The organism is Candidatus Poriferisodalis multihospitum, assembly GCF_028283155.1.
Classification (GTDB): domain Bacteria; phylum Actinomycetota; class Acidimicrobiia; order Acidimicrobiales; family Poriferisodalaceae; genus Poriferisodalis; species Poriferisodalis multihospitum.
This window is the reverse complement of the sequence record NZ_JAPYOK010000094.1, coordinates 45,295-71,898: the sequence shown is the minus strand read 5'-3', so window position 1 is coordinate 71,898 and position 26,604 is coordinate 45,295. Positions and strand designations below refer to the sequence as shown.

Genomic DNA, 26,604 nt, shown 5'->3' with positions numbered 1-26,604 from the left:
TGGTGTGAGTTGACCCGCGGTGGTGCGACAATGGCCTGCGGGGAAGGGACAACGAGGTCCCGGAGACGAGGATTCCAATGACCACCGAGTTCGTGCTGAACGGCACGCCGGTCACCGTCGCGAGCGATCACGAGCACCTGCTGGCGGCATTGCGAGATGAGCTGGGGATCATCTCGCCCAAGGACGGCTGCGCCCCGTCGGGCCAGTGCGGCTGCTGCACGGTGCTGGTGGACGGCAAGGCCCGGGTGGCCTGCCAGACCAGCCTGGAGCGCTCAGCCGGCACCGAGATCACCACCGTCGAAGGCTTCGACGAGGCCGAAGTGGACGCGATGGCGAACACGTTCGCCGCCTACGGCGCGTTGCAATGCGGGTTCTGCACCCCCGGCATCGTGGTGCGGCTGAAGGCGCTGCTGGACCGCAAGGGCTCGGCGCTGACCCGGGAGGAAGCCAGCCGCCACCTGGGCGGCCACCTGTGCCGCTGCACCGGCTACACCAAGATTCTCGACGCGGTGGAATCGCTGGCGGCAGGGGAGGTGCCGGTGGCGCTGCCGCCCAAGGGCGTCGGCAGCTCCGGTGTGCGCTACGAGGCCCGCGAGCTCACGCTGGGCAGCCGCCCGTACATCGACGACATGTATCCCGACGGCATGCTGCACGGCGCGCTGCGCTTCGCCGATCACGCTCGTGCCGACGTGCTCGCGATCGACACGAGCGCTGCGGAGGCCGAGCCCGGAGTGCAGGCCGTTTTCACTGCTGCCGATATCCCCGGCGTGCTGAGGGTGGGCCTCATCCACAAGGACTGGCCGGTGATGATCCCAGTCGGCGGGCGCACGTCCTACCTAGGCGACGTGCTCGCCATCGTCGTAGCCGACAACCGCCCTGCTGCTCGACGTGCTGCAGAGCTGATCGAGGTGTCCTACGACATCCTCGAACCCATGACCGATCCGGTGCGCGTGAAGGACAGCGACATCGACGCCGTCTGGGAGCTCGACGGCAACATCCTGTCTCGCTCCACCTACTCCCGCGGCGATGTCGACGTTGCGCTGGCCGCCTCCGCGCATGTCGTGACTGAGACGTTCCAGACCCAGCGCATCGAGCACGCCTATCTCGAGCCCGAGTCGACGCTTGCGGTGCCCACGCCGGCCAACGGGGTCGCCGCCGGGCTGCACGTGTACACCGGCGGCCAGGGAATCTGGGACGACCGCAACGACATAGCGGCCGTGCTGGCGCTGGATCCGTCGGTGGTTACCACCGAGCTGGTGTCCAACGGCGGTGCCTTCGGCGGCAAGGAGGACATGTCGAACCAGGCCCACGCGGCGCTGGCCGCATGGCTGACGGGTCGCCCGGTGCGGATCACGCTGTCGCGTGAGGAGTCGCTGCTCATGCATCCCAAGCGGCACCCCATTCGCATGACCTACGAGGTCGGCTGCGACGCCGACGGGAAGCTCACCGCCGTGCGGGCCCGCATGTTCGGCGATTCAGGTCCCTACGCCTCGGTGGGCATGAAGGTCCTGGAACGCTCGGCGGGTCACGCCACCGGGCCGTATCTGGTGCCGGCGGTGGATGTCGAGTCGGTCGCGGTGCGCACCAACAATCCGGTTTGCGGCGCGTTCCGGGGGTTCGGTGCCAATCAGGCACAGTTCGCCATGGAAGGCGTGATGGACCGGCTGGCCGAAGCGGTGGGCATCAGCGGGTTCGAGATGCGCGAGCGCAATGTGGTGGTGCCCGGGGGAGTGTGGGGGCCGGGCCAGATCATGGACGACGGCTGTCTGGGTGCCCAGGCGTGCCTCGATGCTGTGCGCGAGCCCTACGAGGCGGCCCGCGCCGCCGGCAAGCCGGTCGGGATCGGTCTGGGGTTGAAGAACTCCGGCCTCGGGAACGGCTTCAAGGAGATCGCCAAGGCCATCGTGCGCTTCTGTGACGACGGCACCGTCGAGGTGCGTCACTGCTGGACCGAGATGGGCCAGGGCGTGCACACGGTCGCGCTGCAGGTCGCCGTGGAGGAGCTCGGTGTCGACCCCGAAGCGGTGCGAGTGATCGTGGATTCCACACGCGAGCTCGGCGCCGGACAGACCACTGGCAGCCGGGGAACGCTGATGGGCGCAGGTGCGGTGGCGGATGCCTGCCGCGCTGCGCTCGCCGACGGCTGCCGGCCAGAGAAGGATTACGAGGGCGAGTACCGGGTGGACTGGACCAACTCGCTGTCGGAAGGCTTGGAGCACCCGGTCATCCATTCGACCTTCGGCTACGCCGCCCAGGTCGTCATCCTCGACCCCGACTCCGGCGATGTGGAGCGAGTCATCGCCGCCCACGACGTCGGCCGAGCAGTGAACCCGGTGCTGTGCGAGGGCCAGATCGAGGGCAGCGTGCACATGGGCCTCGGCTACGCGCTCAGCGAGGGCTTTCCTGCCGACGCCGACGGGCGACCGCTCAATTCCACGCTGCGGAGCCTCGCGATCATCCGGCCCAAGGACATGCCCGATGTAGATGTGATCCTGGTGGAGTCGCCGCAGCCCGGTGCTCCCTACGGCATCAAGGGTGTCGGTGAGATCGGCCTCGTGCCGACGGCCGGCGCGGTGGCGGCTGCGCTGCGCGAGCACGAGGGCGTCTGGCACAACGAGCTGCCGATGCGCAACCCGTCCAACCGCGAGCGAGCCGACGCCTGGGTCTGATCAGTCATTTGCGAGCACCATCAGGGCATCGGCTGCCACCGCCGTATGCGGGGTGACGAGCAGCGGGTTGACTTCGACTTCGATGATGCGGTCATCGTCCCGCACCAGCGTTTCCAGCAGCTTGACCGTGTTGACCACGGCATCGACGGCCCCAGCCGGACGACCCCGGTAGCCGGCGAGGACAGGCCACAGCCGCAGATCGCGAAGCGCTTCAAGGGTGTCGCCCCCCGCAGGCAGCAGCAGGGAAGCTGTGTCGTCAAGCACCTCGGTCAGCGTGCCGCCGGCACCCACCGTCAGCACCATTCCCACCGGCGGTGATGAGCGCACGCTGACCAACAGCTCGGCCACCACGTCGGTGATGCACAACTCCACCATCACCGCTCTGACGCCGACGGCGGCTGGCGCCCCGACGGAGGCGGCGATCCGCCCAGCAGCTGCGGCAACCGAGTCGGCATCGGTGAGGCCGACCGCGACGCCACCGGCATCGCTCTTGTGTGCTGCACCGACGGCCTTGACGGCGACTGGGTAGCCGATCTCATCCGCGGCAGCCGCGGCCTGCTGAGGCTCGACCAGCCGACCCATCGGCACCTCGATGCCCGCCGCCGCCAGCCTCGGCTTTGCCTCGTGCTCTGGCAGGACCGATGTGCCGAGGGGAGCCTCACGAGCCTGCACCACCAACAGGCCCGCCTCGGGTTCTGTGTCGTCGAGATGCCGCCCCCATGCGGCGGCCGCCTCCAACGCAGACAGCGCGTTGTCGATGTCGCCGCAGGCAGCCAGCCCCCATTCGGCGGCTTGGGAGCGGGCCTCGTCGGGCAGGTTCTCCGCCAGCGACGCCGCCACGACGCCGGGGGTGTCGCCGTTGGCGCAGGCCGTGGCGAACGCCTGCATCGTCGGCCACCAGCGCGAGCGATCCAGCCCCTCGGCGGGGAAGTCCAGCACCAGCATGGCGGCGTCGAACGGTGCCTCGCCAGATCCACCGCCTGCCGTGTCGGTGTGAGTTCCCCCATGGGCTGTCGTGCCGGGGGTTGTCGCGTCGGCGCCCAGAACAGATGCGAAACAGCGACTCAGCCTGTCCAGATCGCCCCAGATGTACGTGTGATAGTCGAGCGGATTGGTGATCGCCACACGGCCATCCAGCGCAGATGCCACGCGGGCGGCGTGGTCGGGTGCGAACTGCGGGACGCTCAGGTTGCGCCCTTGGCTGCGGTCGGCCACCAGCGCCGCCTCGCCGCCCGAGCAGCTCAATGACACCATCCGGTTGCCCCGCAGGGGGCCGATGGCGGACAGGGTGGCCAGAGTGTCGACCAATTCGTCGATGGCATGGACACGGTGAATGCCCATCTTCCGAAACAGCGCTTCGTAGGCAGCGTCGTCGCCCACCAACGAGGCGGTGTGGGTGACCGCGATCGCACCCGATGACGGCGAGGCGCCGACCTTCACGGCCACCACCGGAAGGCGTCGTCGGCGAGCCACTGCCGCCGCCTCGACAAAGCGCTCGACGTCGTTCAGCCCTTCCATGCACAGGCCCACGCCGGTTGTGGCCTCGTCGACGACCACTGCCTCGAACGCTTCTGAGATCCCCACGTCGGCTTGGTTTCCCAGGCTGATGACCCAGGCCACGTCGAGACCGCGTCGACTCATGGTCAGATTCATGGCGATGTTCCCGCTCTGGCTCAGCAGCGCCACCCCTCGGGGGCGACGAACCAAGCCGTGGGCGTCCGGCCACAGGGCGGCACCGGTGGGCGCTGAGAGCAATCCATTGCAGTTGGGGCCCAGCACGGCCATCGCGCCCGCTGCTTCGACCAACTCGACTTGGCGGACCTTGCCGGCCGCGCCGACCTCGGCAAACCCCGAGGCGTGACAGACGGCGACGCCCACGCCGGCCTCGGAGAGCTGGCGCACGGTGTCGATCGTGGCGTCGTGGTCGACGCCGACGAAAGCGGCGTCGATGCCTTCGGGCAGCTCGGCGACCGAGGCGACCGTGGGCAGGTCGCTCAGGGTGCGGCGAGGGTTGACCCCCCACATCTCGCCTGCGAAACCGAATGCCCGGCAGGCGTCAATCGACCGTTCGGCGGCGACGCCTCCGACGAATGCCAGCGACCGTGGCCGCAACAGCCGATCCAAACGACCAGTCATGCCGTCCCGGTCATGTCGCTGCCGTGACCTGTGTCATGGCGGTTCAGCAGCCGAGGGGCCGCAGCATGTCACGAGACACGATGTGGCGCTGGATCTCGCTGGTGCCGTCCCAGATGCGATCGACCCGGGCGTCGCGCCAGATTCGCTCCAACGGCAGCTCGTCCATCAGCCCCATGCCGCCGAGGATCTGTATGGCCTCATCCGACACGAACTGCAGCATCTCAGTTGCCGACAGCTTGGCCATGGCGGCGTCGGCGTCGGTCATCTCGGACCGCTCGGAGAGCCACGCGGCCCGGTAGGTCATCATCTCGGCTTGGGCGAGGCGGAGGCGCATGTCGGCCAGCTTGAACGACACACCTTGGAATCGCCCGATCCGTTGACCGAACTGCTCACGCGTGGCAGCCCAGTCGAGCGCCACCGACAGTGCCCGGTCGGCGCGTCCCAGACACACGGCGGCCACCTGCAGGCGGGTGCTTCCGAGCCACTCATTGGCAACGTCGAAGCCTCGATGTTCCTCGCCGAGCAGCTTGCTCGTCGGCACTCGGGCGTTGTCAAAGTTGAGGATGAGGTTGTGGTAGCCCCGGTTTGACACGCAGTTGTAGCCAGGCACCCGTTCGACGCCGGGGGTGTCGAAGTCCACCAGCAGAGCCGAGATCAGCTTGCGCGGACTGCGGCCTGGGGTTTTCGCGTCTGGGGCATCGATGCCCGTGGTCGCGAACAGGATCACATAGTCGGCCAGGTCAGCGTGGCTGATGAAGTGCTTGGTGCCGTTCACCACGAATTCGTCTCCGTCGCGCTCGACCCGGCAGGTCATGCCGCGTAGGTCGGAACCCGCGTCGGGCTCGCTCATGGCCAAGCACTCCACCCGTTCGCCTCGCACGGTGGGCACGAGGTATTCCGAGATCTGATCACCGGTGCATGCCCGCAAAATGTTGGAGGGGCGGGCCACGATGTACTGCAGGGCGTAGGACGTCCAGCCGAAAGCCCGCTCGGCCATGGTCAGCGTCAAGTCGTCGAGCCCCCCGCCGCCGAGCTCGACGGGCATGTTGGCGGCGTAGAGGCCAGCATCGACGGCCCTGTTCCGTATCTGCTCCACCAGGTCGGGCGGAACCTGACCGGAGCGTTCCACCTCGTCCTCATACGGCACGAGTTCGCGCATGGTGAAGGTGCGCACGGTGTCGACCACCATCTGCTGGGTGTCGTCGATCGAGAAATCCATAGGTGTTGCTGTCCTGGCTGTTGTGGCGCTGCGGGTAAGCGTGTTGGCGGGGTGGTCAGTGCAGTGCTACGTCGGAAGCAGTGCCATGCGGCTGCCGGCCTGCGGCGGCGTCGGCATCGATGCGTGTGCTGCGGTGATGGCCGCAACCGCCGCTGCTGGGCCCTCTGCCAACGGAGCACTGCGCCCGGCGGCCGTGTCGACATGAACCAGCATCTGCTCACCGACGCACAGCATCTCGTCGTGTTGACGCTCGCTGTGGTCGTGCTCGTGGTGCTGGTGTTCGTCGTGGTCGTGCCGATGCCCGTCGCACCTGTACATCGCGTGGAAGATGTGCAGGCGCTTGGCGTCGCTGCCCAGCACTTGGGTGGTGATCCGCAGCGGCTCGCCTACCGACGCTTCGCGCAGGTGAGTCAGGTGGGTTTCGACTGTGTAGTACGAGTGGCCGGCGGCGCGGTAGGCCTCGTCGATCCCGATGTAGCGGAACAGGGCATCAGCCGCCCAACCGAAGGCGGTCAGGAACGCCCACTCGGTCATGTGGCCGTTGTAGTCCACCCAATCGGGCATCACGACGGTCGAGTACAGGTCTAAGGGAGCAGCCACTTTGCTGCTCGGCGACCACTGTCGATGCTGTGCATTCGCGGCTACCAGAATGCGAGCCTCCCGCTCCGCCATCAGACGGCCTGCACCCAAGCCGCTGGGCCGAAGCGCCCTCATCACTGCCAGCAGGCTGTCGTCGCGCAGCCGTTCGAGTTCGGCGATCGACCGTGGGCCAGCTTGGTCCTCGCAGCCGGCGGCCATGGCCTCGATCAGCTCGGGAGTCAGCTCGGGAGCCTCCAGCCGTGTCCACGGCAGCGCCAGTGCCGGGCCGAATTGGCGCAGCATGTGGCGCATGCCACCGTCTCCTCCGGCGAGGTGGAACGTGAGATTTGTGCCCATGGCTGCCCAGCGCAGACCTGGGCCGTAGACGATGGCGTCGTCGAGCTCCGCAGTAGTGGCGACGCCGTCGTTCACCAAGTGCAGATTCTCGCGCCACAGAGCTTCTTGGAGGCGGTCAGAGAGGTAGCCCTCTATCTCCTCGCGCACAACCAGCGGGTGCATCACCAGATCGTCGTAGTGCTCCAATGCCGCGGCCAGTGTCTCGTCGCTGGTGGCCTCGCCCCGCACTACCTCGACCAGCGGCAGCAGGTACACGGGGTTGAACGGGTGGCCGATCACGAGCCGCTCGGGATGAGCGAGCGGCTCCGCCAGCTTGCTGGGCAGAAGCCCCGACGAGCTGCTTGCGATCGGCGTGCTGGGATCAGCCGCAGCGTCCACTTCGGCCAGCAACGACCGCTTCAACGATTCGACCTCTGGGGCGCTCTCTTGCACAAAATCGGCTGAGGCGGCCACCTCCTGCGCGCTCGAGGCCCAGCGCAGGCTGTCAGGATCGGCATCGGGGAACAGTCCCAGATCAGCCGCCGATGGCCATGCCCGCTCGATGGCCGATCGCAGTCGCGTCTCAGCACCTTCACCCGGATCCCACGCCACCACGTCATGGCCCCGTGCCAAGACGCGCACCGCCCAGCCGGCGCCGATGACGCCCGTGCCCACGAGCCCGATGGTTCGTCGACAGTTCTTCCCCACTGCAGCGCCCTCCCCCAACCACCCCCAAAACTAGGTTGCGTGCCCTGGCGAGTCACCCTGTTTCTTGTGCAGGCCCGTTGGGGGTCCCTGCGTGTGGCCGAGGCTGCACGTGGCGCGAGGTGGCAGAGTTCTCGCCATGACATCACCCGGATCAGTCACCTTCGGACTGCTGCTGCCCTCGCGAGAGCTGGCGATGTATCCGCCGCACGACGGCGATCCCCGCCGACTTGTCCATTGGGCCGTGCGAGCGGAAGAGCTTGGCTTCGACGCCGTGTGGATCGGCGATTCCTTGCTTGCCAAGCCGAGAGCGGAGCCGCTCTCGGTGCTGGCGGGCGTAGCGACGGCCACCGAGCGCGTCGATGTCGGCACGGCGGTGCTGCTGGCCTCGATGCGCAACGCGGCTCAGCTCGCCCAGCAGGCCGCCACCGTGGATGCGCTGTCGGGCGGCAGGCTCATCCTGGGCGTCGGCGCAGGTCCACCCGGGGCAGAGGTCAACGCCGACTTCGATCTGGTCGGCGCCGATTACCACCGGCGAGGCACCCGCATGATGGAAGTGGTCCATCATGCCCGTGAGCTCTGGCGCGCCGAAGGCACACTCACCCAACAGCAGCTGCAGCCGGTGTGTGCAACCGAGGGCGGGCCGCGTCTGTGGCTGGGAGGCTCAGGCCCGCGCGGGCTTGAGCGTGCAGGCCAGCACTTCGACGGCTGGTTCCCGACCGCCCCCTCGCTAGACGCATTCGCTGAGCAGCTCGCCATCGTGCGAGCACATGCTGCTGACGCAGGCCGCGACCCGGCCTCGATCACTGCCGCGGCGTACCTGACGGTCAACATCGGCGAGCCGGAAACCGCAGCCGCCGAGGTGGCCGAGCACTCGAAGCTCTATTACGGCGTAGAGATTGAGGTGCTGCGGCGCGTGATGGGCACGTACTCGGGCACTCCTGCCGAGGTCGCCGCATGGCTGCAGAGCTACATCGACACTGGCTGCGAGCACATCTGCATCCGGTTGGCCTCGCCAGACGTGGACACCCAGCTCGACCGCCTCGTCGAACTGCTCCCCGAACTCCGTCAGTAGCGGAACCACGCTCTTCGGCCTGAGAGGCTTCTTTCGGACTCAGCGGAATCTGCTCAATCGGCACTGGGGCTGGGGTTACGCTCGCAGCCGTGACCGAGGGGGGTGCGACGACGCCGGGACTGGTGTGCTCGCATCACCACCTCTACTCGGCGCTGGCCAGGGGCATGCCGGCCCCGCCGCGCACGCCTGGCGGCTTCGCCGAGATCCTCGAGCTGGTCTGGTGGCGCCTCGACCGGGCACTCGATCTCGAGATGCTGGAGTGGTCGGCGAAGCTGGGCGCCCTCGAAGCGCTGGAATCAGGCTGCTCCGCGATCGTGGATCATCACGAGTCGCCGAACGCCATCGAGGGTTCGCTGGATGTGATCGCCTCGGCCTGCGCCGAGGTCGGCGTGCGGGTCAGCTGCTGCTATGGCGTCACCGACCGCCACGGCGCTGACGGCGCCAGACGAGGACTGGCCGAGAACAACCGCTACCTCGCCGCGGGCGGGCTCGGATACGTCGGCGTGCACGCAGCTTTCACCTGCACCGATGACACGCTGGCGGCGGCGGCCGACCTTGCCCGCCAGCACAACGTGGGCGTGCACATTCACGTGGCCGAAGGGCCGCCCGACGCCGACGCGGCAGCGAGACTGGCCGGCCTGACTGACGAGCGCTGGCTGCTCATCCATGGCGTGCATCTGCAGGACGATCACGGGCTCGACGGCACCATCGTGCACAACCCTCGTTCCAACATGAACAACGCGGTCGGCTATGCCGATCCCATGCGCTTCGCCGCCACAAACCCGATCGCGCTGGGCACCGACGGCATCGGCTCAGACATGCTCGACGAATTCCGGGTGGCCTACGCCCGGCTGCGCGAACACGACGTCACCGCCTCGCCGGACCCGCCGTGGGAATGGCTCGCCCAAGGCTGGGAGCTGATGCCCGGAGCCCGCAACGACACCGTGTGCTGGTCCTATCCCAGCGCCGACCCGTGGCATCTCGCCTACACGCCCGGGGTGCACCCGCTCGACGTCACGATCGATGGCGAGCAGGTGCTGGCAGGGGGCACGGCGACGCGTGTCGATCCCGCTGAGGTGCGGGCCAAGGCAGTCGAGCAGGCGCAGCGGCTCTTCGCCGCACTCGACGAACTCGACTGAGTCTCTGGACTGAGGGAGGTCAGCAATGGGTGCTCTGGTCAACCGGAACCCGCTGTTCGACGGACGCAACTGGCCGGCAGTGCCGCCGGAGGTGATGGCGTTTCACCGCCGGCTGCCTGCGTATGCACCAACGCTGGTCGTCGATGCTCCCCGGCTGGCCGACAGTCTCGGCGTGGGGCGGGTGCTGGTGAAAGCCGAGACGCAGCGCATGGGCCTGCCGTCGTTCAAGATCTTGGGCGCATCGTGGGCGTCGTACCGCGCCATCTGCGAGCACATCGGCGGCGAGCCGCCGCCGTGGGCGAACATCAATGAGCTGGCGGCCAGCTTGGCCCAATTGAGGCCCATGACCCTGGCCGCGGCAACTGACGGCAACCACGGCCGGGCGGTCGCGTTCATGGCGCGCCTGCTGGGATTCGACGCGCACATCCTGGTGCCGGACGGCACATCGGAGGCTCGGATCGCCGCCATCGAGGGCGAGAGCGCGGCCGTGACCGTCGTGGACGGCACGTACGACGACGCCATCGAACAGAGTGCCGAGATGGCCGGCGATCGCTGTCTCGTCGTGTCCGACACCTCGTGGCCCGGCTACGAGACCATCCCCGCCAATGTCGCGGAGGGCTACACGACGATCTTCGCCGAAGTCGACGATGCGCTGGCCGCCAACGGAATCGCACCGCCCGATCTGGTCGCAGTGCCCGTCGGTGTCGGGGCATTCATGGCCGCTGCGGTCACTCACTTCCGCAGCGGCGCTCACCGTCCGGTGCTGGTATCGGTGGAGCCTGACGACGCCAACTGCGTCCAGCTGTCCACCATCAACGGCGTGATCACCGAGACTCCCGGCCCGCATCGGTCGATCATGGTCGGCCTCAACTGCGGGGTGCCGTCGCCGCTGGCGTGGCCGATGATGGCGAGCGGTGTCGAGTGGTGCGTCTCGGTGAGCAGTGACGCTGCAGGCGCGGCAATGGGGGACTTGGCCGACGCCCAAGTGGTCGCCGGCGAGACCGGAAGCGCCTCGCTGGCCGGAGTGCGGGCGCTCCTGGCCGATGAGGAGGGCTCAGCGGCGCTGGAGGACCCGGCGAGCGCCACCGTGCTGATCATGGTCACCGAGGGTGCCACCGACCCGGCGAACTACGAGCGAATCGTCGGCCGGCCCCACACCCAAGTGGGTCGAGTCCTCACCGCTGCACGGTGAGGACAATCGGACACAGTCTCACCGCTGCACGATGAGGACAGTCGGGCACCGTTTTACCGCAGTACGTTGAGCCTCCAGCACTGACTGCAGACACGGGGAGGCTTGTCATGCCGCTGGACCAAGCGAACTACCAGGCAATGCTCATCGACAAGCGCGACAACGGCGTTGCCGTAGTCACGCTGAACCGGCCCGAACGGCTCAATGCCGTCAACGGGCAGATGCATCACGAAATGGCGACATTCACCCGCGACGCCCAGACCGACGACGACGTGAAGGTTGTGGTGCTGGCCGGTTCGGGCCGCGCGTTCTGTGCAGGTGGCGACTTCAGCGACACGGGCGGCCCGGCCGTCAGCTTCGAAGAGGGGCGCCAGATCGTCGATCACCTGCTCGAGCTGCGCAAGCCGATCATCTCGGCCGTGCAGGGCTATGCCATGGGACTCGGTGCCAACATCGCCCTGCTGTGCGATGTTGTCGTGGCGGGGCACAGCTCGGTGTTTGCCGACACGCACGTCAACATGGGCATCGGCGCGGGCGACGGCGGCCAGGTGATCTGGCCGCTGCTGATGGGCGTCAACCGGGCCAAGTGGCATCTCATGACCGGCGAGCGGGTCACCGGCGAGATGCTCTACGACATGGGGCTCGTCAACTTCCTGGTGGACGATGACGCGATTCTTGACACTGCAGTCGAGAAAGCAGACCAGCTCGCCGCCGGCCCGCAGAAGGCCGTCAGCGCCTCGAAGGTGCCGATCAACAACTGGATCCGGCAGATGTCCGCACAGATCCTGCCGCTGTCGCTGAGCCTGGAAGGCGAGACGTTCCACAGCAGCGACGCCCGGGAGGCCCAGCGGGCATTCGTGGAGAAGCGCCCGCCCAAGTTCGACTAGCGGTTCACGGCGCTGCTCAGATGATGAAGGGCAGGTTCGGCAGCGGCGAAGTGGAGTTCACCAGCTCCACCTTCTTGGCGGCCATGCGCAGGCCGTCGGATGTGCGCCGCAGGCGGTGCGTCGCTCGGCCCGCCCACAGGCGCAGATGGCCCGTGGCCTGCACAGCGTGCTCGTAGAGCACGAAGTTGCTGCCCACCTCGAACTCATCGCCCTCGACGCTCAGGATCTCGATATTCGACACCACCCGGCGCATCGATGACGGCGGGTCCTGTGCGTGATGAACGCCGGTGGCGAGCTGCCGGATACGGGTGCCCAGGCGGGCCCGGTTGTCGTTGATGTAGCTGACCCGGGTGCCGGGCTCGTAGTCACCCGGGCCGAACGGCACCCAGTAGTGCATATCGTCGGTGACCAGCGCTTCCCATTCGTCATAGCGGGACTCGTCCGCCAGCCGGGCTTCGAGATACACGAACGCCTCGATGTCGCGACGCGTCGGCTCGTTCAAGGTCGCCATCGCAGTTGCTCAGACGCGGTTATGCCGGTCGCCCACTACGCCGGCCATGACGTCGCGGTAGTGGTGCCAGAAGCCGCGATTGGTGGTCTCATCGGTGATGTCGCTCCAGCGCTGGCCGTCTGCTGACTGCTCGCGCTCGAGGCCCCGGCTGAGATCCACCCAGCCGTCATCGCCGACAGCAGCACCTTCGAAGGCACGATGCATGCGTTCCGCGATCACCGCGTCGTCGGTCAGGAAGAACGATGCAGGCCCCATCGCCGCCTCCGACTGCAGCACGAGCCGCCGGTTGACACTCTCGTCGGTGCCCTCGACCAGCAGGGGAGTGTGGTGGTGCACCGTCACGCCCGGCGAGACCGGCTCGATCCGGGCGATGTTCATCTCGGCCAGGAACAGGTTCGGGAACACCAGCGCGTGCGGCGGCCCGTCCCACATGATCGTTTTGGCCTTCTCGGGGCCATAGGACCCCTCAAGGGCCTCGCAGTAGTCGGCGACCTTCTCGCGTGTGGTGCCGAGCCAAGCCAGCTCGGAGGTGTAGCTGCGGCGGAAGTCGAGTTCGACGTGGCCTCCGTCGTAGGCACGTGTGACCGACGCTGAGGCATCCTCGCCGGTCATGACGATCTCGTCGTAATAGGTATCGGGCACCGCACGAGCCATCGAGGCATGGGTGAAGTTGAGGTGGTATCCGTCGTTGTCGCTCTCGGGCCACATCTTCCAGTTCGAGTCGATGTGCTGGCCGATCCAGCCCGCAGAGAGGCGGACACTGCCGGTGGGCGACATATTCGACGTGCGATCGATGAGATCGGTGCCGCCTGCGCCAAGATGATCGCTGAGCGGTCCAGCAGCGCCGCTGCGGTTGGCGAAGACGAACCCCCGGTAGTCGTCGACCTGCCCGGGGCGGTCGAGCCCCAGGTCGGCGGTGTCTTTGTGGAAGCCCTTTGGCCCGGGCACGCCGAGCAGTGTGCCGTCAAGGTCGTAGGTCCAGCCGTGGTAAGCGCAGCGGAAGTTGCGGTGGTTGCCGTCGTTCTGCGGGCAGAGCGTGGTGCCGCGGTGCGCACAGCGGTTCGCGACGACGCTGATCGCACCGTCACGGTTGCGCACCATAAGCACGGGCTCGGTGCCGAGGCGCCGCGAAACCCAATCGCCGACTTCGGGTACCTCGGACTCGTGGCCGACAAAGACCCAGCCGTCGGTGTAGATGCGTTGCATCTCGTCGGCGAACACAGCGGGATCGGTGTAGAGGCTGCCGTGGATGCGGTCTTCCTGCACGAGGTGCTGGTAGTCGTTCGATGCTGGTGAGCTCTGCACAGTCAGTGCCATCGATGTCCCCCTCGGTGTCATCGAACGCTAGGCGCTCGTGCCCGGTGGCCGCTGATACCGGCCAGATCCCGGGCTTCGGGCTGCTGTTGATCGTCGTTAGATCCCGGGCGTCCGGTAGCCGTCACGCCGCCACAGGATCGGGAAGTGGTTTTCGTCCATCTCGTCGTCGGCGAGCCGGGCATAGCGTGAGTAGATGGGCCCATTGCCCTCGCCGAAGCCGGTTCGGTCGAACTGGGCTTCGCTGGAGGCGCAGTGCAGCACGAGCGCCCGCCGGTGCCGATCGGACTCATTCGGCCCCGACCCGTGCCACGCCCAACCGTGATGGAACGATCCGCCCCCGGCGGGAACCTCCACCGGCGCAATGTCGAGTTCCGCACTGTTGGCGCCGGCGGCTGCGGTGACGGTGGCCCGGTAGTCCTCCGGCGCATGGAATTCGCCCATCTGGTCGCCGCCGGTCGGCCAACGGTGCGATCCCCGTGCAATCTCCATGGTGCCGCCGCCGGCCACCGTGTCGTCGAGTGCGATCCAGCACGAGAACATCTCGGTCGGCCTGTACCAGGCCAGGTAGGCGTTGTCTCGATGGAAGCCGACAGAGCGTGCGCCCGGGGGCTTCCACAGCACGTTGTCCTGGATGATGCGGGCGCCAGTCCAGCCAGCCAGCGTGGCCACGGCCTCGCCCAGGCGGGCGTCGAGCACCGTCGAGGCGATCAGCCGGTCGGCCTTCCAGCCGTTGCAGATCTGCTTGGTGAGCGTCGGATCGTCGCGGCCCGAGAGCCAGTTGACCTCGTCTGGAGAGATGCCGGTCTCAAAGTCCCCGCAGAACAGCCGCTCGAACCGCTCCCTGAGCGGCTCGATCAGCTCAGGATCGATCAGCGAATCAACCGTGACGAAGCCATCTGTATCGAACGACGCCACGTCCCCGGCCGTGAGCATCGCTCCAACCTACCCCCGTGCTCGTCAGCTACCGGAGGTCATGGGCGGACCGATGGCGGAGGCGCTGGGGGATCGATGCGGCCGAGCGGATCTGCTCAGATGGCCGGGAATCGGACCTCGATCCGATCGCCGCTCACACGGGCTTCGTACAGCGTCAGGCACTCGCCAACCGGGTTGATGGCCTCGCCGGTCGTGGTGTCGAACATCCAGTTGTGAAACTCGCAGACCAGGATCTCCTCGTCGAGTACACCGGTGTGCAGCGGATTCTCCTGGTGCGGACAGACATCGCGAAAGGCGCGCACCGCCTCGGCGTCGCGCACGAGCAGCACAGGGTTGCCGGCGACCTGCACGCCCATCATGTCGCCTTCCCACAGGTCGGCTTCATCGCAGACGTCGTGCCAACCGTCGCTCATGATCGGTGCCGATCAGCCGAACGATTCAGAGGCTGAGCCGGCAGGCGATCCAATCCGCGCATCCTCTCAGGCTGCGACGGGAGCCTGAGAGGCTTCCAGGAGTGCATCCATCGCAGCTTCCGCGGTCGCGGCGATGTCGTCGGCCGACAGCGGAGACCCAGGCACGGCGGCCACAGCCTCCGCCAGCGCGGCCGCCGCATCGACCGCTCGCGGCCTCCAGCGGTTGACCCACTTGGCGAACACAGCGACGTTGTCGGCATTGGCCGCCACGCCGAAGCGTGCAACCTCTGCTGACCAGCGCCCCGCCCGTTCGCCGTCGTCACCCAAGCTCTTGAGCAGAAGCCAGGTGAGGTCGTCTTCGTTGGCTCGGGCCACCTCGCCCAACGACTCGAACAGCACTGACTCAACGGCCGGCCGAATCACCAGATTCGTCGCCGTGAGGGCCTCGCCGAAGTCGTAGGCGATCATGGCCGTCTCGATTGCCCGGCGGAGTGGCTGCCAAGCGGCACCGCCCTGCCAGTGCTCTCGCTCGTCAGTTCCAAAACCGGCATCCGGGTGCGTCTGGCTGAGTTCTGTCGTGCGATACGCAGCGAGATTCACCACGCGGAAGCAATCCGCAGCCGCGAACGATGCCGCGTTGGTCAGGTACGACGTCGGCGACACCAGCCCGATATAGGCCTGGATCTGCTGGATGCCGTGGTAGGGAAACCGCAGCGGGCAGAACAGCGCACCCAGCGCCGCGAGCCATTCTGTGCTCAACCCGGCGTCGTGTCCGGCTTCGCTGTACTCATCCAACAGCGTGGCAGCCGTGTGTTCCGCCTCGGCCTGCCCAGTCGTATAGGCGCGGTAGGTCAGTCGGTCGGGATCACGGTATGCGTGCCAGTCGTCGACCTGCAGCGGCGAGCGGTCGCGGTAGGTCGACAACCACATGTTCATCGGGCTCGTCGGGTTGGATTCGAGCGGTGCATGCCGGTCGGCCCGGGTTGTGTAGTTGAGATCGTGGCTGACGATCTCGTACTCCGTCGGCTTGCGGCGGATATCGCCGAACGAGCTCCACGTCCTCAGCTTGCGGGACTGCGGCGCGGCCTCGGCCTCGGTTGAGGCGCCGTTGCCGGACCCGTTCCCGGCAGCGGTGTCGTCTGTCGCTTCGTCGCTCATGACCCGGCTTCCTCGTCGTACTCCCAGACGATCTCGTCGGTGCTGGTGTGGATGCGCCCGCTGAATGCGGACATCGACGCCTCAAGCTGCCGGAGCTCGAAGCGCTGCCCTAGGCGCCGCTGCGCCGACTCGCGGGTGAGTCGCAGGCGCCCAGTGGTCTGGATACGCACATAGGCGCCCTGGTCGACGACGTCGATATCTGCATCGGGATTGTCGTCCTCGATGGCTGCCAAGACCGGCCCGATGTCATCGCTCATGCGCAGCACCGGGCCGACCAAACGTCGTTGGCCGATATCGCTGACCGTCATGGACTCGGCAGACGGCCCGCCAGTCGCTTGGTCATCGTCGTACACCCAGTCCACGTAGACGTTCGTGAGCGGGACGATTCCCGATTCGACGAGCATGGTGTCGCCGTCGAGCACCTTCCCCTCGTAGATGACCTTCTTCGGCAGACCCAAGTCGCGAAGGCGCTTGCCGACCGAATGCACCGCCACCGCCTCGGCGAATTGATCGATGGTCATGTCGGTCATGCCCAGCACGAGCTGCGTGACGAAGTCATTGCCGAAGACGGCGTTGACCGGGAACGGCTGAGGCGCCGGAGCGGCTTCTGCTGTGTCGCTCATGCCCCGCCGCCTGCTGCCGCGGCTGCCACGCGCTCGGATGGCAGGTATTCCGCTGCCCAGGCGTAGCCCTCGGCATCGTCGCCCATGACCTCGGGCGTGAGCCCCATCCACGCCAGAATCCCGGGCACGTCGGGCTGGGCGATCTCGCCACCGAGCAGCCGGTGAATCACCGAGTTCTGGTGCAGCAGATCACGATCCTCCCACCAGATCTGACGCGACACCTTCGAGTCGAAGTGGTATGTCTTGCCGCCGTAGGTGAGTGGGTAGCTCTTGATGGGGTACTTCGGATTGTTCGGCGCCCCGCACGTGCCGATCGGCAGGTGTGTGAGGTCGCACAGCCAAGGCAGCGTGGCCGGAAGCGTCTGCTCCATGTTCCCGCTATTGATGTTCTCGGCGATCTGGTCCCAGATGAACCCGAATTCCTGCTCGAAGCGCGGGTACTTCTCGTTGAGCCACTCGCGTTCGTCCTTGCGCATGCCGGCTTTGGGCATCCACCACACGGTCGGTCGCCAGAACCACAGCCCCAGTGCCAGGGAGTGATGCCAGAGCTCCAGCCCGTCGAGGAACTCCTGCCAGTACCACGGCTTCTTAAGGCCGTATGACTCGATCGACGACACGAACTGGTCGACGATCCACTCCTCCATGAACTCTTTGTATGACTGCTTGCGATGCTCGAGCGGTGTGTAGTAGTCCATCGCCGGCCCGGTGAGCACCGAGAAGAGCCGTGCCGCAGCCCAGAACGTCTTGTCGATGACCCACTGAGCCCGCTTGGGGTCGTGCTCCATGAGGATCTCGAGTGTCGGCCCGCCTTGCTGAGCGTGACGGGCTTCATCGGTCTGGATGGACGAGATCATGTTGGCAAAGTTGATGTCGCCCGACGCCAGCGCATCCGACGCGAGCCCCACAAACTGCAGGTTCGTGAAGCCGGTCTCAAAGGTGAACGGCAGCTGGATGGCGGTGTCCACGGCGTTGGGGTTCATCATCAGCCCGTCGAACACGGCCCGTGCCGCGATGATGCCCCACTCGTTGGTGTGATACGCCTTCTGCGTCCAGTCGAACTGCGGGTCCTTCTCCACAAGCTCGTGGGCAAACCACATGTTGAGCTGCGTGTGACGGATCTCGTCGAGTGCCCCGTACACGGCGGTATTGCGCCACGACGGAGCGAGCCCGAACCGGGCCATCTTCAGTTCGGCTGGAACGGCGATGAACTCGATCAGCGCAATGCCGCCGAAGTGCATCTTGGCCGCCGATTTCCAGCCCTCGTCGAGGGTGTCGAAGACCGACGAGCGCTCCAGCGCCGCCTTCACCGAGTAGGCGCCGGCGTCTTTCTCGGCTTGGGTCGCCACGTACTCGGGGTACGAGGTGACATAGGGCTCTTTCCACTGCTTCCAGTCGTCGAGCGGAATCTTGCCGGTGCCCGAGATCCACTCTGGGTACACGGCTTCGTGATCGACGTGCGTGAACTCCCACTCCACGTCACGCGTCAAGTCGAACCATTGCTCTCGCTTGAGTCTTGCCATGTCAGCCCACCTCCATCCAGTCGAGCTGTTGGTACCAGTCGGCGTTGTCCCAGTACGCCCGGTTGTTGTCGATCAGTCCTTCTTCGTTGACGTGCAACACGAACAAGTGAGGCAGCCAGTAGGGCTTGCCGCTGTTGGCCACCGCTGCGAAGGGCTTGGCTTGCGTGCCGCCGATGTGCACCTCGACAGCAACGTTGCCGTAGTCGTCGGCGACCATCGAAGTGACGGCGTTGGTGAGGTTCGGGAAGGCGTCGATGAGGCTGTCCCAGATGGCCTTGCCGACGCCTCGCACTTTGCCTTCGCCACGGACCACACGCTGGCGGCCCCAGGCCTCGAAGGGGATGTAGTCGAAGCCGGCGTTGTCGTCGCACAGGTCGACCATGGCCTCGACGTCGCGGGCGCGGTAGGCGTCGAAGAACTCGCCGACGACCTGCACGGCCGTCTCGGCGCTGGCACCGGATCGTTCGGTAGTGACGGTTGCAGTCATGGTCTTATCCCATGTCTCGGTAGTGGTGGCAGTGGTATCGGTCGGTTCGGATCGGCGGTTGCGGGTTCGGCGCGGCCTGTTGGGTCAACCAGCAGCAGAGATGTGCGGTGCTTCGGGCGACGAGGCCACCGGCGGGGTGGTCACGCTCTGGCCCGCCTCGGCGATGTTGATGTCATCGAGCCGTCGTACAGCGAGGCGTCGCAGCAGAATCGTCTGGTCCCAGAAGCCTCGCAGTCGGGTGATCCTGCCGTCGGGAGCGATCGTCAGCCGCCAGGCCTGGTCGAGGTCGCAGTATTTTTCTTGGTTGGTGATGCCCAAGAAGTCAGCGCTCTGGGTGCCGGCGGTGCGAACCTCGACGGTCTCGACAATTCCGCCGGGGTGTTCGGGATCTGGGGCGAGGAAGCTGGCGCGCACCGTCACCCGAAGATCGGCAAACGCGGCTAACAAGTCCGAGAAATAGGCACGCCCCTCGGTGCCGAGCGTGCCCGCTGCTGCGAGGTGCGGCAGCACGGTTTCGCCGCCGGGATCGCACAGGGCCATCGCTGCGTCGAGGTCTCGGGCGTTGAGGGCGCGTACCAGTGCATCGCCGACCGACGGGCTGCCGTCGGCTGTGCTGTTCTCCCCTGCGGGCATCTACAGCACCTCCAGCTTCTTGAGCACTGCGTCGGCCACCGCGTCAGACGATGCTGGGTTCTGTCCGGTGACGACGTTTCGATCGACGACCACGTGGCTGACCCACTCGTTGGGCGCATTGTCGACCACGGCACCCTTGTTGCGGACCGCTGTCTCGACGTACCACGGTGCGCCGAGCTGGCCCACCGGCACTTGGTCTTCCTCGTCGTTGGTGAACACCGTCATGCGATAGCCGTCGAGCAGCCACGCGCCGTCGTAGCCCGTGCCGACGCTGAGCAGCGCGGCGGGACCGTGGCAGACGGCCGACACGACCTGGCTTCGCTCGTGAAAGTGCCGCACGAGGCGATCCACATCGGGATTCGCTGCTAGGTCAACCATCGGCCCGTGGCCGCCTGGGAAGAAGACCCCGTCGAAGCCCTCCAGCTCTTCGTTGGTGATACCTGACAGCGATCGAGGATTCATCAGCAGGTCACTGGTGGTGAGCTCGATGCGTACTCGCTCAGCTTCGGCGGACGCCTCGCGCTGGACATCGCCCGCGATGGCACGCAGTTGCGCCTCGCCGGGGAATTTGCTGGGCGCGGCCCCGGTCTGCGGATCGCAGAGGGCGTCGACAAAATTGCGGTCCTCGAACCAGGCAACGCGGGCGGCGGCTTCGATATGCGAGCGGGCATCGACCGGGTCAACGCCCGCAGTGCCGGCCGCGAGCTGGATGCTGCGAGCGGCAATGAGATCGAGACCGGTCAGGTGGTGCAGAGTGATACGGATGTCCTCGGGGTCGACCGCGAAAGTCCGGATCACTGATGCAAGGAAGTCTTCGTCCTCGTCGCGGTAGTGGAAGCGAGGCTCCAGGCCGAGCGGGTCGGGTGTCGGTGCTGCGCCGTCGGGCGTCGCAACCACCACTTCCACGTCAGCTTCGAGATAGCGGTGCAGCGGTCGGTACACCTCTTCGGGCCAGTAGCCGATCTCGTGCGGCGTGCCATCGGCGAGCGCCATCTCCGTTGCGCTGGACACCACGAACAACAGTCGTGCCATGAGATTCTCCCGTGCTTGCCCCCATTGCAGCTGACCTTGCCCGATCAGAGGAAACGGTCAGTGCTCAGAACGTAGTCAGCACGACAGAACGAGTCAAAGTAACGGGCGTTCAGGCGTTCCGAGCTTTCGCCGTCTGGAACGCGCTGGCAGTCCCGAAGTACCACGCGATTACCCTGCTCGCACGGTGGCCAAGGTCGCCAAGTGCAGTCAACGCACGGCAAATGGACTGGGGTGACATGACGGCTGAGCCGGCTTTCGCACCGGGCACGCCCGGCTATCAGGCGATCGTGGATCACGCGTTGATGACGACGCGGGGCGTGCGTCAGCGTCTCGACTTCGACCGGGACGTCGATGACCAGATCATCCTCGACTGCATCGATGTGGCCGAGCAGGCACCGACCGGCGGCAACAACGGCAGCCGTCGCTGGATGATCGTCAGGGACCAGCAGACCAAGGACCGGATGGCCGAGCTGTACCTGTCGGCGGGAGTCGACTGGGTGATCGAGACGGCCAAGCGGCTCGAAGGCAGCGGCCACCAGAACGAACGGCTGATGGCAGGTGCCCGCCATCTCGGCGAGAACATCGCCAGGACGCCGGCGCTCGTGATCCCCACGATTCTCGGGCGCCATGACGGGAGCGGCCGGCCGGGACTGTTCGATTCGGTGATCCAGTCGGCGTGGAGCTTCATGGTCGCGCTGCGGAGTCGAGGCCTGGGCACCGTGTGGACCACGATGTACCTCAACGAGGCGCCGGCGGTCGCCGAGCTGCTGGATCTGCCGGATCACGTGACCCAGATCTGCCTGTTCCCGGTGGCCTACACGATCGGCACCGATTTCACGCCTACGTCGCGGCGCTACCCGGCTGCCGACATCGCCTACTTCGACCGTTATGGGCGTACCAAGACGCCCGCCGGGCCGGGTGTCGTCGATGAGATTGATCTCAAGGCCAAGCCCGACTCGGTCCGGGCCGCCATCGAGTCGCTCGACTCGGCATCCGACCGCTGGCGCTTCGACCTCGAACAGGTGCCCGGCGGAAGCCGGTTGCGCCTGCATGCCCCGGTCGATCCGGGAAGCGACCCGTCGGCGACGCTGACAGAGGTACGACAAACACTGGACGCGCTGGCCCAGCAGCTCAGGAACTAGCCCATCCGCCGTGTCTGATGTTCAGGATGTCCTAGGACATCCTGAAATCGGGATCGTGGCGCCGGAGTTCGCGGCGGGCGATGGTCATCTTGTGGACCTCGTCGGGGCCGTCAGCGATCCGCAGCGTCCGCATCTGGGCGTACATCTCGGCCAGCGGGAAGAACTGGGTGACACCGCCGGCGCCGTGCACCTGGATGGCCCGATCGATGATCTTCAGCGCCATGTTGGGCACCACCACCTTGATGCCGGAGATCTCCTGCGCAGCGGCCTTGTTGCCGATGGTGTCCATCAGATGTGCCACATGCAGCACGTACTCGCGGGCCTGGTCGATCTCGATGCGTGCTTCGGCGATCCAGTCCTGGATGAGGCCTTGCTGGGCAACCGACTTGCCGAAGGTGTGGCGTTCGAGCGCCCGCTTGCACATGTGCTCCAGCGCCCGTTCGGCCACGCCGATCGAACGCATGCAGTGGTGGATGCGTCCGGGGCCCAGCCGAGCCTGGCTGATGGCGAAGCCCTCGCCCTCGCCTCCCAGGATGTGGTCCTCGGGCACCCTCACGTTCTCGTACACCAACTCGGGGTGACCGCCCCGGTGGTGGTAGCCGAACACCAGCGGGTCGCGTTCCACCGTGATGCCTTCGGCGTCGCGTGGCACCACGATCATCGACTGCTGGCGATGGCGCGGCCCGTCCGGGTCGTTCTTGCCCATCACAATGAGCACCTTGCACTCGGGCCGCAGCGCGTTCGAGGAGAACCACTTGCGACCGTTCAGCACGTACTCGTCGCCGTCCTTGTCGATCCGCAGGCGGATGTTGGATGCATCAGAGCTGGCCACCTCGGGCTCGGTCATCGAGAAGGTCGAGCGGAACTCCCCCTCCAGCAGCGGTGCCAGGTACTGCTGCTTGACCCGCTCGGAGCCGTACAGGTTCAGAATCTCCATGTTGCCGGTGTCAGGCGCCGCGCAGTTCAGCGCCTCGGAGCTGAACGACACCTTGCCGAGTTCTTCGGAGATCGGCGAGTAGTCCAGGTTGGACAGCTTCGTGCCCGGCGCCTGCGGGTCGAGGTGGGGGATGAACAGGTTCCACAGGCCGCGTTCGCGCGCCGCCGCCTTGAGCTTCTCCATGATTGCCGGGGTGGCGTGCACTTGCCCGGCGGCTACGAGCTCTTCGTACTGCTCGTTGTACTCCTCCTCGTTGGGGTAGATGTGGTCGTCCATGAACGACTTCACGGCCTCCTGCATCTCGAGGCCCTTGTCGGTGTAGGCGTGCGCCATGTCGGTGCTCCCGTTTCGTCGGTGAGGTGGGGCGAGGTTGGCGCCGAGCCGTACAGCGCCTGTGCGCCCCGAAAGCTAGCCCGTGGACGTGCGATGTTTCAGAGCCGCGGCAGGTGGCGGCCCTTGCCGTCGATCACTGCCGGCTCAGACGTGTGTGCCGACCCCGCCGTCGATCGTCAGGCAGGTGCCATTGATGTAGTTGGCGGCGCTCGACGCCAGGAAGACCACGCCGGCTGCCACCTCCTCTGCCGTGCCGTAACGCCCCTGGGGCACGCCGGTGGAGTTGCGGGCGAAGATCGCCTCGGCGTCGGTGTTGTTCGCCTCTGCGATCTCGGCCGCCGCCCGTTCCCACATGTCGGTGCGGATGAGCCCGGGGATGACCGTGTTGGTGAGCACGTTGTCGGCGCCGTACTTGCCGGCCAGCGCCTTGGCGGTGGCCACCATGGCGGCCTTGGTGGCGGCGTAGTCGATGAGCGCTGCGTTGGGGGAGAAGGCGGCGCCAGTGGCGATCATGATGACCCGACCCCACTTCTGCTTGCGCATGTGCGGCAGGCAGAACCGCGTGCAGCGCACGGCCGACATGAGATTGAGCTGGTGCAGGTCGGTCCAGTCGTCGTCGGACATGTACAGGAAGTTCCGCGACGGCGAGGCGCCCACGTTGTTGACGAGGATGTCGGCAGGTCCCACATCGGCCGTGGCCGCCTCCAGGAATGCCTGCGTGGCGTCGGCATCGGACATGTCCGCGGTGTAGCCACGCACCGAGCCGGAACCCGACGGCGGCGAGTATGCAGCCAGGGCGTCCACTGCGTCGGCGCCACGGGCGCAGAACGCCACGGCGGCGCCGTGGTCAGCGAGCAGCGTGACCGATGCCTCGCCGATGCCCTTGCTGGCGCCGGTGACCACTGCCGTACGTCCGGTCAGGTCCAAATCGAGCATGGTTTTCTCCCATCGGTGACATCGCCGGCGAGGGCAATGCAGTGTGTCAGTCGGCAGCGGCCAGGGCAGTCTCGCTGGTGATGTCAGCGTCTTCGGTGCGGATCGAAGACGCATCGAGCTCGGCCGCGCCCTGCTTGATCCGGGGGATGAGCTCGTGGCCGAAGTCGACGGCGTCGTTGAAGGGGTCGAAGCCCCGGATCAGCACGTAGCCCACATCGCTCACACCGCCGCTCGCTGGTATTCCGAGCCGGTAGTAGCGCAGGATCGCATCGGCCACCTGTTCCGGTGTCCCGACGAGGCACGAGGTGTTGCCGGGAGCACCTGTGGCCTCGGCGATCTTGAGCCAGAGCCGCTCGTCGTGCACATCACTGGTTGCGGCATAACCCAGCATCCGCTCGCCGCCATGGTCGTACGGCTTGCCCCGGTGACTGCCCGCCACGGTGAGCTTGTCGGTGCCGGCAGCCTCGATGCCTTCCAATATCCGATGGGCCCGGTCCCACGCCTCGCCTTCGGTGTCGCCGAGGATGGGCCGCACGCTGATCGAGAACCGCGGCGTGCGTCCGTGCGCAGCGGCCCGGCGGCGGAAGTCGTCGAACCGTTCGGCCACAGCGGCACGTGGCTCCGCGTAGATGGCGTACACGTCGCAGCGCTGTGCGCCCATTTCCAGCGCTTCCTCGCTGGAACCCCCGAAGAAGATCGGCGGCGACGGCTGCTGCACCGGCTGCACGTCGGCACGCACGTTGCTGAATCGGTAGTACGGCCCGTCGTGGTCGAACGGTTCGGTTGACGTCCAGGTGCGGCGCATCACGTCGATGTACTCGCCGGCACGGGCGTAGCGCTCGGCCTTCGGCAGGTAGTCGCCGTCACGCTGATTGTCCTTGTCGCTGGCGCCGGCGATGATGTGCAGTGCGAAGCGCCCGCCGCTGAGCTGGTCGAACGTGGCCGCTTTGCGCGCTGCCAGTGTGGGGGCGACGAAACCCGGACGATGCGCGACCAAGTAGCCGAGGCGTTCGGTGACCGAGGCCGCGTGGGTAGCCACCGACCATCCGTCGGCCGAAGTGGAGGTGTAGCCCACCAGCACCAGGTCGAAGCCGGCCTCGTCGTGCGCACGGCTGAAGTCCTCGAGGAACTGGCGGGACAGCCCGCCCTCGATGACGTGCACGGTCGAGTCGTCCTTGGGCGGCGATACGCCGATCATCCCGATGACGTCGAGCGGCACGTCACCACGGTACGCGCCGTGTCGAATCGACGCAGCGGCCCTGCGTCATGCTGAACCGACGCAGCAGTCGCGCGTCGTGCCGAGCGCACGGAGAATCTGTGCGCCGTGCCCGTCGCCCGGGAACTCCGGCGCAGCGATCCACGGGCGGAATACCATCGACACCTGTGCGGATAGCTCGCAGCGTCCGTGCGTACCGTCACGATTCCGCGACGGCTGCCGGGAGTGGAGCGCCGACCGACATGTCAGAACGACCACCTGTCACCGACTGGGCAACAGACTTTGACCATCTCAGCGAGGAGTGGGCCGCGCAGGGACCTGAGATCCTGGCCGACCTGCGAGAGCGCTGCCCGGTGGCCCAGACCGAGCGTTTCTACGGCGCGTACCTGGTGACCCGTCACGACGACATCGTCGAGACCGCCCGTGCCACCGACACCTTCTCGAATTGCATCACCGCGGTCAACACCAATCACCCGGACAACATCAAGCTGGATCTGTCTCCGATCACGCTGGATCCGCCCGAGCACGGCCCGGTGCGCCGGCCGCTGCTCCCGTCGTTCAGCCCGAAGGCCACCGATGAGCTGGAGCCGACAGTCGTCGCCATGGCCGAGCGCCTGCTCGACGACATGGGCGATCGCAAGCTGGTGGATGGCGCTCTCGACTTCGCGCAGTTGTTGCCTGTCGAAGTCATGGGCCACCTGTTCGGCGTTTCAGCCGAGATGGGCCCGACGTTCCGGCAATGGGTGGACGGGATGCTCAAAGAGGGCCAGATCGACCTGGACATCGCCCGCAAGGCTTCCAGCGAGGTTCAGGAGTTCTTCGCCAGTCAGCTGGCGGATCGTGAGGCGATGGGCGACGGCGCGCCTGACGATCTCGTGACGATGGTGCTGAATGCGGAAGCAGAGATGCCCGACGGCAGCACACGCCCGTTCGGACGCAAGGAACGCATCGGTGCGCTATTCGTGCTGATGCTCGGTGGCATCGACACGACGTGGTCGACGCTGGGCTCGATGCTGTTTCACCTCGGATCCCACCCAGACGACCTCGAGCGGCTGGTGAACGAGCCTGAGCTGATGCCCACGGCCATCGAGGAGTTCCTGCGCTACTACAGCCCTGTCACGATTGCGCGGTACATCACCGAGGATGCCGACATCGCGGGCTGCCCCGTGTCGGGCGGCCGCCGTGTGCTGCTGTCGTACCCGTCGGCGAATCGCGACCCGGATTACTTCGAGAATCCCGACGAGTTGATCCTGGACCGCCAGAACAACCGGCATATGGCGTTCGGGGTGGGGGTGCACCGGTGCCTGGGCTCGAACCTGGCGCGGATGGAGCTGCGAGTGGGGCTCACCGCCTGGCTGGAGCGCTACCCGAACTTCGAGCTCGCCGTCGAGCCCGACGAGGTGAAGTGGTCGGTGGGCCCGATACGCGGTCCCCGCAGCGTGCCCATCCGCATCCTGAGCTGAGCCGGCGAAGCAACGA

Annotated in this window: 23 protein-coding genes; 7 read left to right on the top strand and 16 right to left on the bottom strand. The window is 66.7% G+C overall.

The window, feature by feature from the left end; genetic code table 11:
• Positions 1-77 precede the first annotated feature (77 nt).
• Positions 78-2,669 (top strand): molybdopterin cofactor-binding domain-containing protein, encoded by a 2,592-nt coding sequence (locus tag VI480_RS09925; RefSeq protein WP_323672675.1) that lies wholly within the window; start codon positions 78-80, stop codon positions 2,667-2,669.
• Here the strand turns inward: VI480_RS09925 and VI480_RS09920 are convergent, their stop codons facing one another.
• The 3 genes from VI480_RS09920 to VI480_RS09910 form a co-directional block, all read right to left on the bottom strand.
• The gene (locus VI480_RS09920) at positions 2,670-4,805 is read right to left on the bottom strand and encodes an acetate--CoA ligase family protein (protein ID WP_323672674.1); all 2,136 of its coding nucleotides are present in this window, start codon (positions 4,803-4,805) and stop codon (positions 2,670-2,672) included. It abuts the gene before it with no gap.
• 43 nt (positions 4,806-4,848) lie between these two features.
• On the bottom strand, positions 4,849-6,024 hold the full coding sequence (locus tag VI480_RS09915) for an acyl-CoA dehydrogenase family protein (protein ID WP_323672673.1): 1,176 nt from the start codon (positions 6,022-6,024) through the stop codon (positions 4,849-4,851).
• A gap of 66 nt (positions 6,025-6,090) precedes the next feature.
• Positions 6,091-7,614, bottom strand: coding sequence for a 3-hydroxyacyl-CoA dehydrogenase NAD-binding domain-containing protein (locus VI480_RS09910; RefSeq protein WP_323672672.1), 1,524 nt, complete (start codon positions 7,612-7,614; stop codon positions 6,091-6,093).
• A 169-nt stretch (positions 7,615-7,783) separates the two neighbouring features.
• Here VI480_RS09910 and VI480_RS09905 point away from each other — a divergent pair, with 169 nt between their 5' ends.
• From VI480_RS09905 to VI480_RS09890, 4 genes are all read left to right on the top strand, one after another.
• On the top strand, positions 7,784-8,719 hold the full coding sequence (locus VI480_RS09905) for an LLM class flavin-dependent oxidoreductase (protein WP_323672671.1): 936 nt from the start codon (positions 7,784-7,786) through the stop codon (positions 8,717-8,719).
• A gap of 89 nt (positions 8,720-8,808) precedes the next feature.
• Positions 8,809-9,858: an amidohydrolase family protein gene (locus tag VI480_RS09900; RefSeq protein WP_323672670.1), complete on the top strand. Its 1,050-nt coding sequence runs from the start codon at positions 8,809-8,811 to the stop codon at positions 9,856-9,858.
• 25 nt (positions 9,859-9,883) lie between these two features.
• The gene (locus VI480_RS09895) at positions 9,884-11,050 is read left to right on the top strand and encodes a diaminopropionate ammonia-lyase (protein ID WP_323672669.1); all 1,167 of its coding nucleotides are present in this window, start codon (positions 9,884-9,886) and stop codon (positions 11,048-11,050) included.
• A gap of 107 nt (positions 11,051-11,157) precedes the next feature.
• Positions 11,158-11,934, top strand: a complete 777-nt coding sequence (locus VI480_RS09890; RefSeq protein ID WP_323672668.1) for an enoyl-CoA hydratase/isomerase family protein — start codon at positions 11,158-11,160, stop codon at positions 11,932-11,934.
• A gap of 16 nt (positions 11,935-11,950) precedes the next feature.
• Here the strand turns inward: VI480_RS09890 and VI480_RS09885 are convergent, their stop codons facing one another.
• The 10 genes from VI480_RS09885 to VI480_RS09840 form a co-directional block, all read right to left on the bottom strand.
• Positions 11,951-12,445, bottom strand: coding sequence for an aromatic-ring-hydroxylating dioxygenase subunit beta (locus tag VI480_RS09885; protein WP_323672667.1), 495 nt, complete (start codon positions 12,443-12,445; stop codon positions 11,951-11,953).
• Between the two features lie 9 nt (positions 12,446-12,454).
• The gene (locus VI480_RS09880) at positions 12,455-13,762 is read right to left on the bottom strand and encodes an aromatic ring-hydroxylating oxygenase subunit alpha (RefSeq protein WP_323672666.1); all 1,308 of its coding nucleotides are present in this window, start codon (positions 13,760-13,762) and stop codon (positions 12,455-12,457) included.
• A 96-nt stretch (positions 13,763-13,858) separates the two neighbouring features.
• Positions 13,859-14,695 carry a phytanoyl-CoA dioxygenase family protein gene (locus VI480_RS09875; RefSeq protein WP_323672665.1) on the bottom strand — a complete coding sequence of 279 codons (837 nt, stop codon included), beginning with the start codon at positions 14,693-14,695 and terminating at the stop codon, positions 13,859-13,861.
• Between the two features lie 95 nt (positions 14,696-14,790).
• Positions 14,791-15,108 (bottom strand): Rieske (2Fe-2S) protein, encoded by a 318-nt coding sequence (locus tag VI480_RS09870; protein ID WP_323672664.1) that lies wholly within the window; start codon positions 15,106-15,108, stop codon positions 14,791-14,793.
• A gap of 66 nt (positions 15,109-15,174) precedes the next feature.
• The gene (locus VI480_RS09865) at positions 15,175-16,266 is read right to left on the bottom strand and encodes a hypothetical protein (protein WP_323672663.1); all 1,092 of its coding nucleotides are present in this window, start codon (positions 16,264-16,266) and stop codon (positions 15,175-15,177) included.
• Positions 16,263-16,889, bottom strand: a complete 627-nt coding sequence (locus VI480_RS09860; RefSeq protein ID WP_323672662.1) for an MmoB/DmpM family protein — start codon at positions 16,887-16,889, stop codon at positions 16,263-16,265. The genes VI480_RS09865 and VI480_RS09860 overlap by 4 nt, the downstream gene beginning before the upstream one ends.
• Complete coding sequence (locus tag VI480_RS09855; protein WP_323672661.1) at positions 16,886-18,409, bottom strand: toluene monooxygenase; 1,524 nt, start codon at positions 18,407-18,409, stop codon at positions 16,886-16,888. Before VI480_RS09855 ends, VI480_RS09860 begins: the two co-directional genes overlap by 4 nt.
• A 1-nt stretch (position 18,410) precedes the next feature.
• Positions 18,411-18,896, bottom strand: coding sequence for a nuclear transport factor 2 family protein (locus VI480_RS09850; protein WP_323672660.1), 486 nt, complete (start codon positions 18,894-18,896; stop codon positions 18,411-18,413).
• Positions 18,897-18,980: 84 nt separating this feature from the next.
• On the bottom strand, positions 18,981-19,529 hold the full coding sequence (locus VI480_RS09845; RefSeq protein ID WP_323672659.1) for a nuclear transport factor 2 family protein: 549 nt from the start codon (positions 19,527-19,529) through the stop codon (positions 18,981-18,983).
• Positions 19,530-20,561, bottom strand: a complete 1,032-nt coding sequence (locus VI480_RS09840; protein ID WP_323672658.1) for a type 1 glutamine amidotransferase domain-containing protein — start codon at positions 20,559-20,561, stop codon at positions 19,530-19,532.
• Between the two features lie 236 nt (positions 20,562-20,797).
• Here VI480_RS09840 and VI480_RS09835 point away from each other — a divergent pair, with 236 nt between their 5' ends.
• On the top strand, positions 20,798-21,703 hold the full coding sequence (locus tag VI480_RS09835) for a nitroreductase family protein (protein WP_323672657.1): 906 nt from the start codon (positions 20,798-20,800) through the stop codon (positions 21,701-21,703).
• A 31-nt stretch (positions 21,704-21,734) separates the two neighbouring features.
• Here VI480_RS09835 and VI480_RS09830 read toward each other — a convergent pair whose 3' ends face one another.
• From VI480_RS09830 to VI480_RS09820, 3 genes are all read right to left on the bottom strand, one after another.
• Positions 21,735-22,973, bottom strand: coding sequence for an acyl-CoA dehydrogenase family protein (locus VI480_RS09830; RefSeq protein ID WP_323672656.1), 1,239 nt, complete (start codon positions 22,971-22,973; stop codon positions 21,735-21,737).
• Positions 22,974-23,117: 144 nt separating this feature from the next.
• Entirely contained in the window at positions 23,118-23,909 is a 792-nt protein-coding gene (locus VI480_RS09825; protein ID WP_323672655.1) for an SDR family NAD(P)-dependent oxidoreductase, read from the bottom strand.
• Positions 23,910-23,955: 46 nt separating this feature from the next.
• Positions 23,956-25,128, bottom strand: a complete 1,173-nt coding sequence (locus VI480_RS09820; RefSeq protein ID WP_323672654.1) for an LLM class flavin-dependent oxidoreductase — start codon at positions 25,126-25,128, stop codon at positions 23,956-23,958.
• Positions 25,129-25,367: 239 nt separating this feature from the next.
• On the opposite strand from VI480_RS09820, the gene VI480_RS09815 reads away from it, so the two are divergent.
• Positions 25,368-26,588, top strand: a complete 1,221-nt coding sequence (locus VI480_RS09815; RefSeq protein WP_323672653.1) for a cytochrome P450 — start codon at positions 25,368-25,370, stop codon at positions 26,586-26,588.
• Positions 26,589-26,604: the final 16 nt, after the last annotated feature.

Coding starts and splice junctions, on each gene's coding strand:
- VI480_RS09925 (WP_323672675.1), top strand. CDS start 78: ATGACCACCGAGTTCGTGCTGAACGGCACGCCGGTCACCGTCGCGAGC.
- VI480_RS09920 (WP_323672674.1), bottom strand. CDS start 4,805: ATGACTGGTCGTTTGGATCGGCTGTTGCGGCCACGGTCGCTGGCATTC.
- VI480_RS09915 (WP_323672673.1), bottom strand. CDS start 6,024: ATGGATTTCTCGATCGACGACACCCAGCAGATGGTGGTCGACACCGTG.
- VI480_RS09905 (WP_323672671.1), top strand. CDS start 7,784: ATGACATCACCCGGATCAGTCACCTTCGGACTGCTGCTGCCCTCGCGA.
- VI480_RS09895 (WP_323672669.1), top strand. CDS start 9,884: ATGGGTGCTCTGGTCAACCGGAACCCGCTGTTCGACGGACGCAACTGG.
- VI480_RS09890 (WP_323672668.1), top strand. CDS start 11,158: ATGCCGCTGGACCAAGCGAACTACCAGGCAATGCTCATCGACAAGCGC.
- VI480_RS09885 (WP_323672667.1), bottom strand. CDS start 12,445: ATGGCGACCTTGAACGAGCCGACGCGTCGCGACATCGAGGCGTTCGTG.
- VI480_RS09880 (WP_323672666.1), bottom strand. CDS start 13,762: ATGGCACTGACTGTGCAGAGCTCACCAGCATCGAACGACTACCAGCAC.
- VI480_RS09875 (WP_323672665.1), bottom strand. CDS start 14,695: ATGCTCACGGCCGGGGACGTGGCGTCGTTCGATACAGATGGCTTCGTC.
- VI480_RS09870 (WP_323672664.1), bottom strand. CDS start 15,108: ATGAGCGACGGTTGGCACGACGTCTGCGATGAAGCCGACCTGTGGGAA.
- VI480_RS09865 (WP_323672663.1), bottom strand. CDS start 16,266: ATGAGCGACGAAGCGACAGACGACACCGCTGCCGGGAACGGGTCCGGC.
- VI480_RS09860 (WP_323672662.1), bottom strand. CDS start 16,889: ATGAGCGACACAGCAGAAGCCGCTCCGGCGCCTCAGCCGTTCCCGGTC.
- VI480_RS09855 (WP_323672661.1), bottom strand. CDS start 18,409: ATGGCAAGACTCAAGCGAGAGCAATGGTTCGACTTGACGCGTGACGTG.
- VI480_RS09850 (WP_323672660.1), bottom strand. CDS start 18,896: ATGACTGCAACCGTCACTACCGAACGATCCGGTGCCAGCGCCGAGACG.
- VI480_RS09845 (WP_323672659.1), bottom strand. CDS start 19,529: ATGCCCGCAGGGGAGAACAGCACAGCCGACGGCAGCCCGTCGGTCGGC.
- VI480_RS09840 (WP_323672658.1), bottom strand. CDS start 20,561: ATGGCACGACTGTTGTTCGTGGTGTCCAGCGCAACGGAGATGGCGCTC.
- VI480_RS09835 (WP_323672657.1), top strand. CDS start 20,798: ATGACGGCTGAGCCGGCTTTCGCACCGGGCACGCCCGGCTATCAGGCG.
- VI480_RS09830 (WP_323672656.1), bottom strand. CDS start 22,973: ATGGCGCACGCCTACACCGACAAGGGCCTCGAGATGCAGGAGGCCGTG.
- VI480_RS09825 (WP_323672655.1), bottom strand. CDS start 23,909: ATGCTCGATTTGGACCTGACCGGACGTACGGCAGTGGTCACCGGCGCC.
- VI480_RS09815 (WP_323672653.1), top strand. CDS start 25,368: ATGTCAGAACGACCACCTGTCACCGACTGGGCAACAGACTTTGACCAT.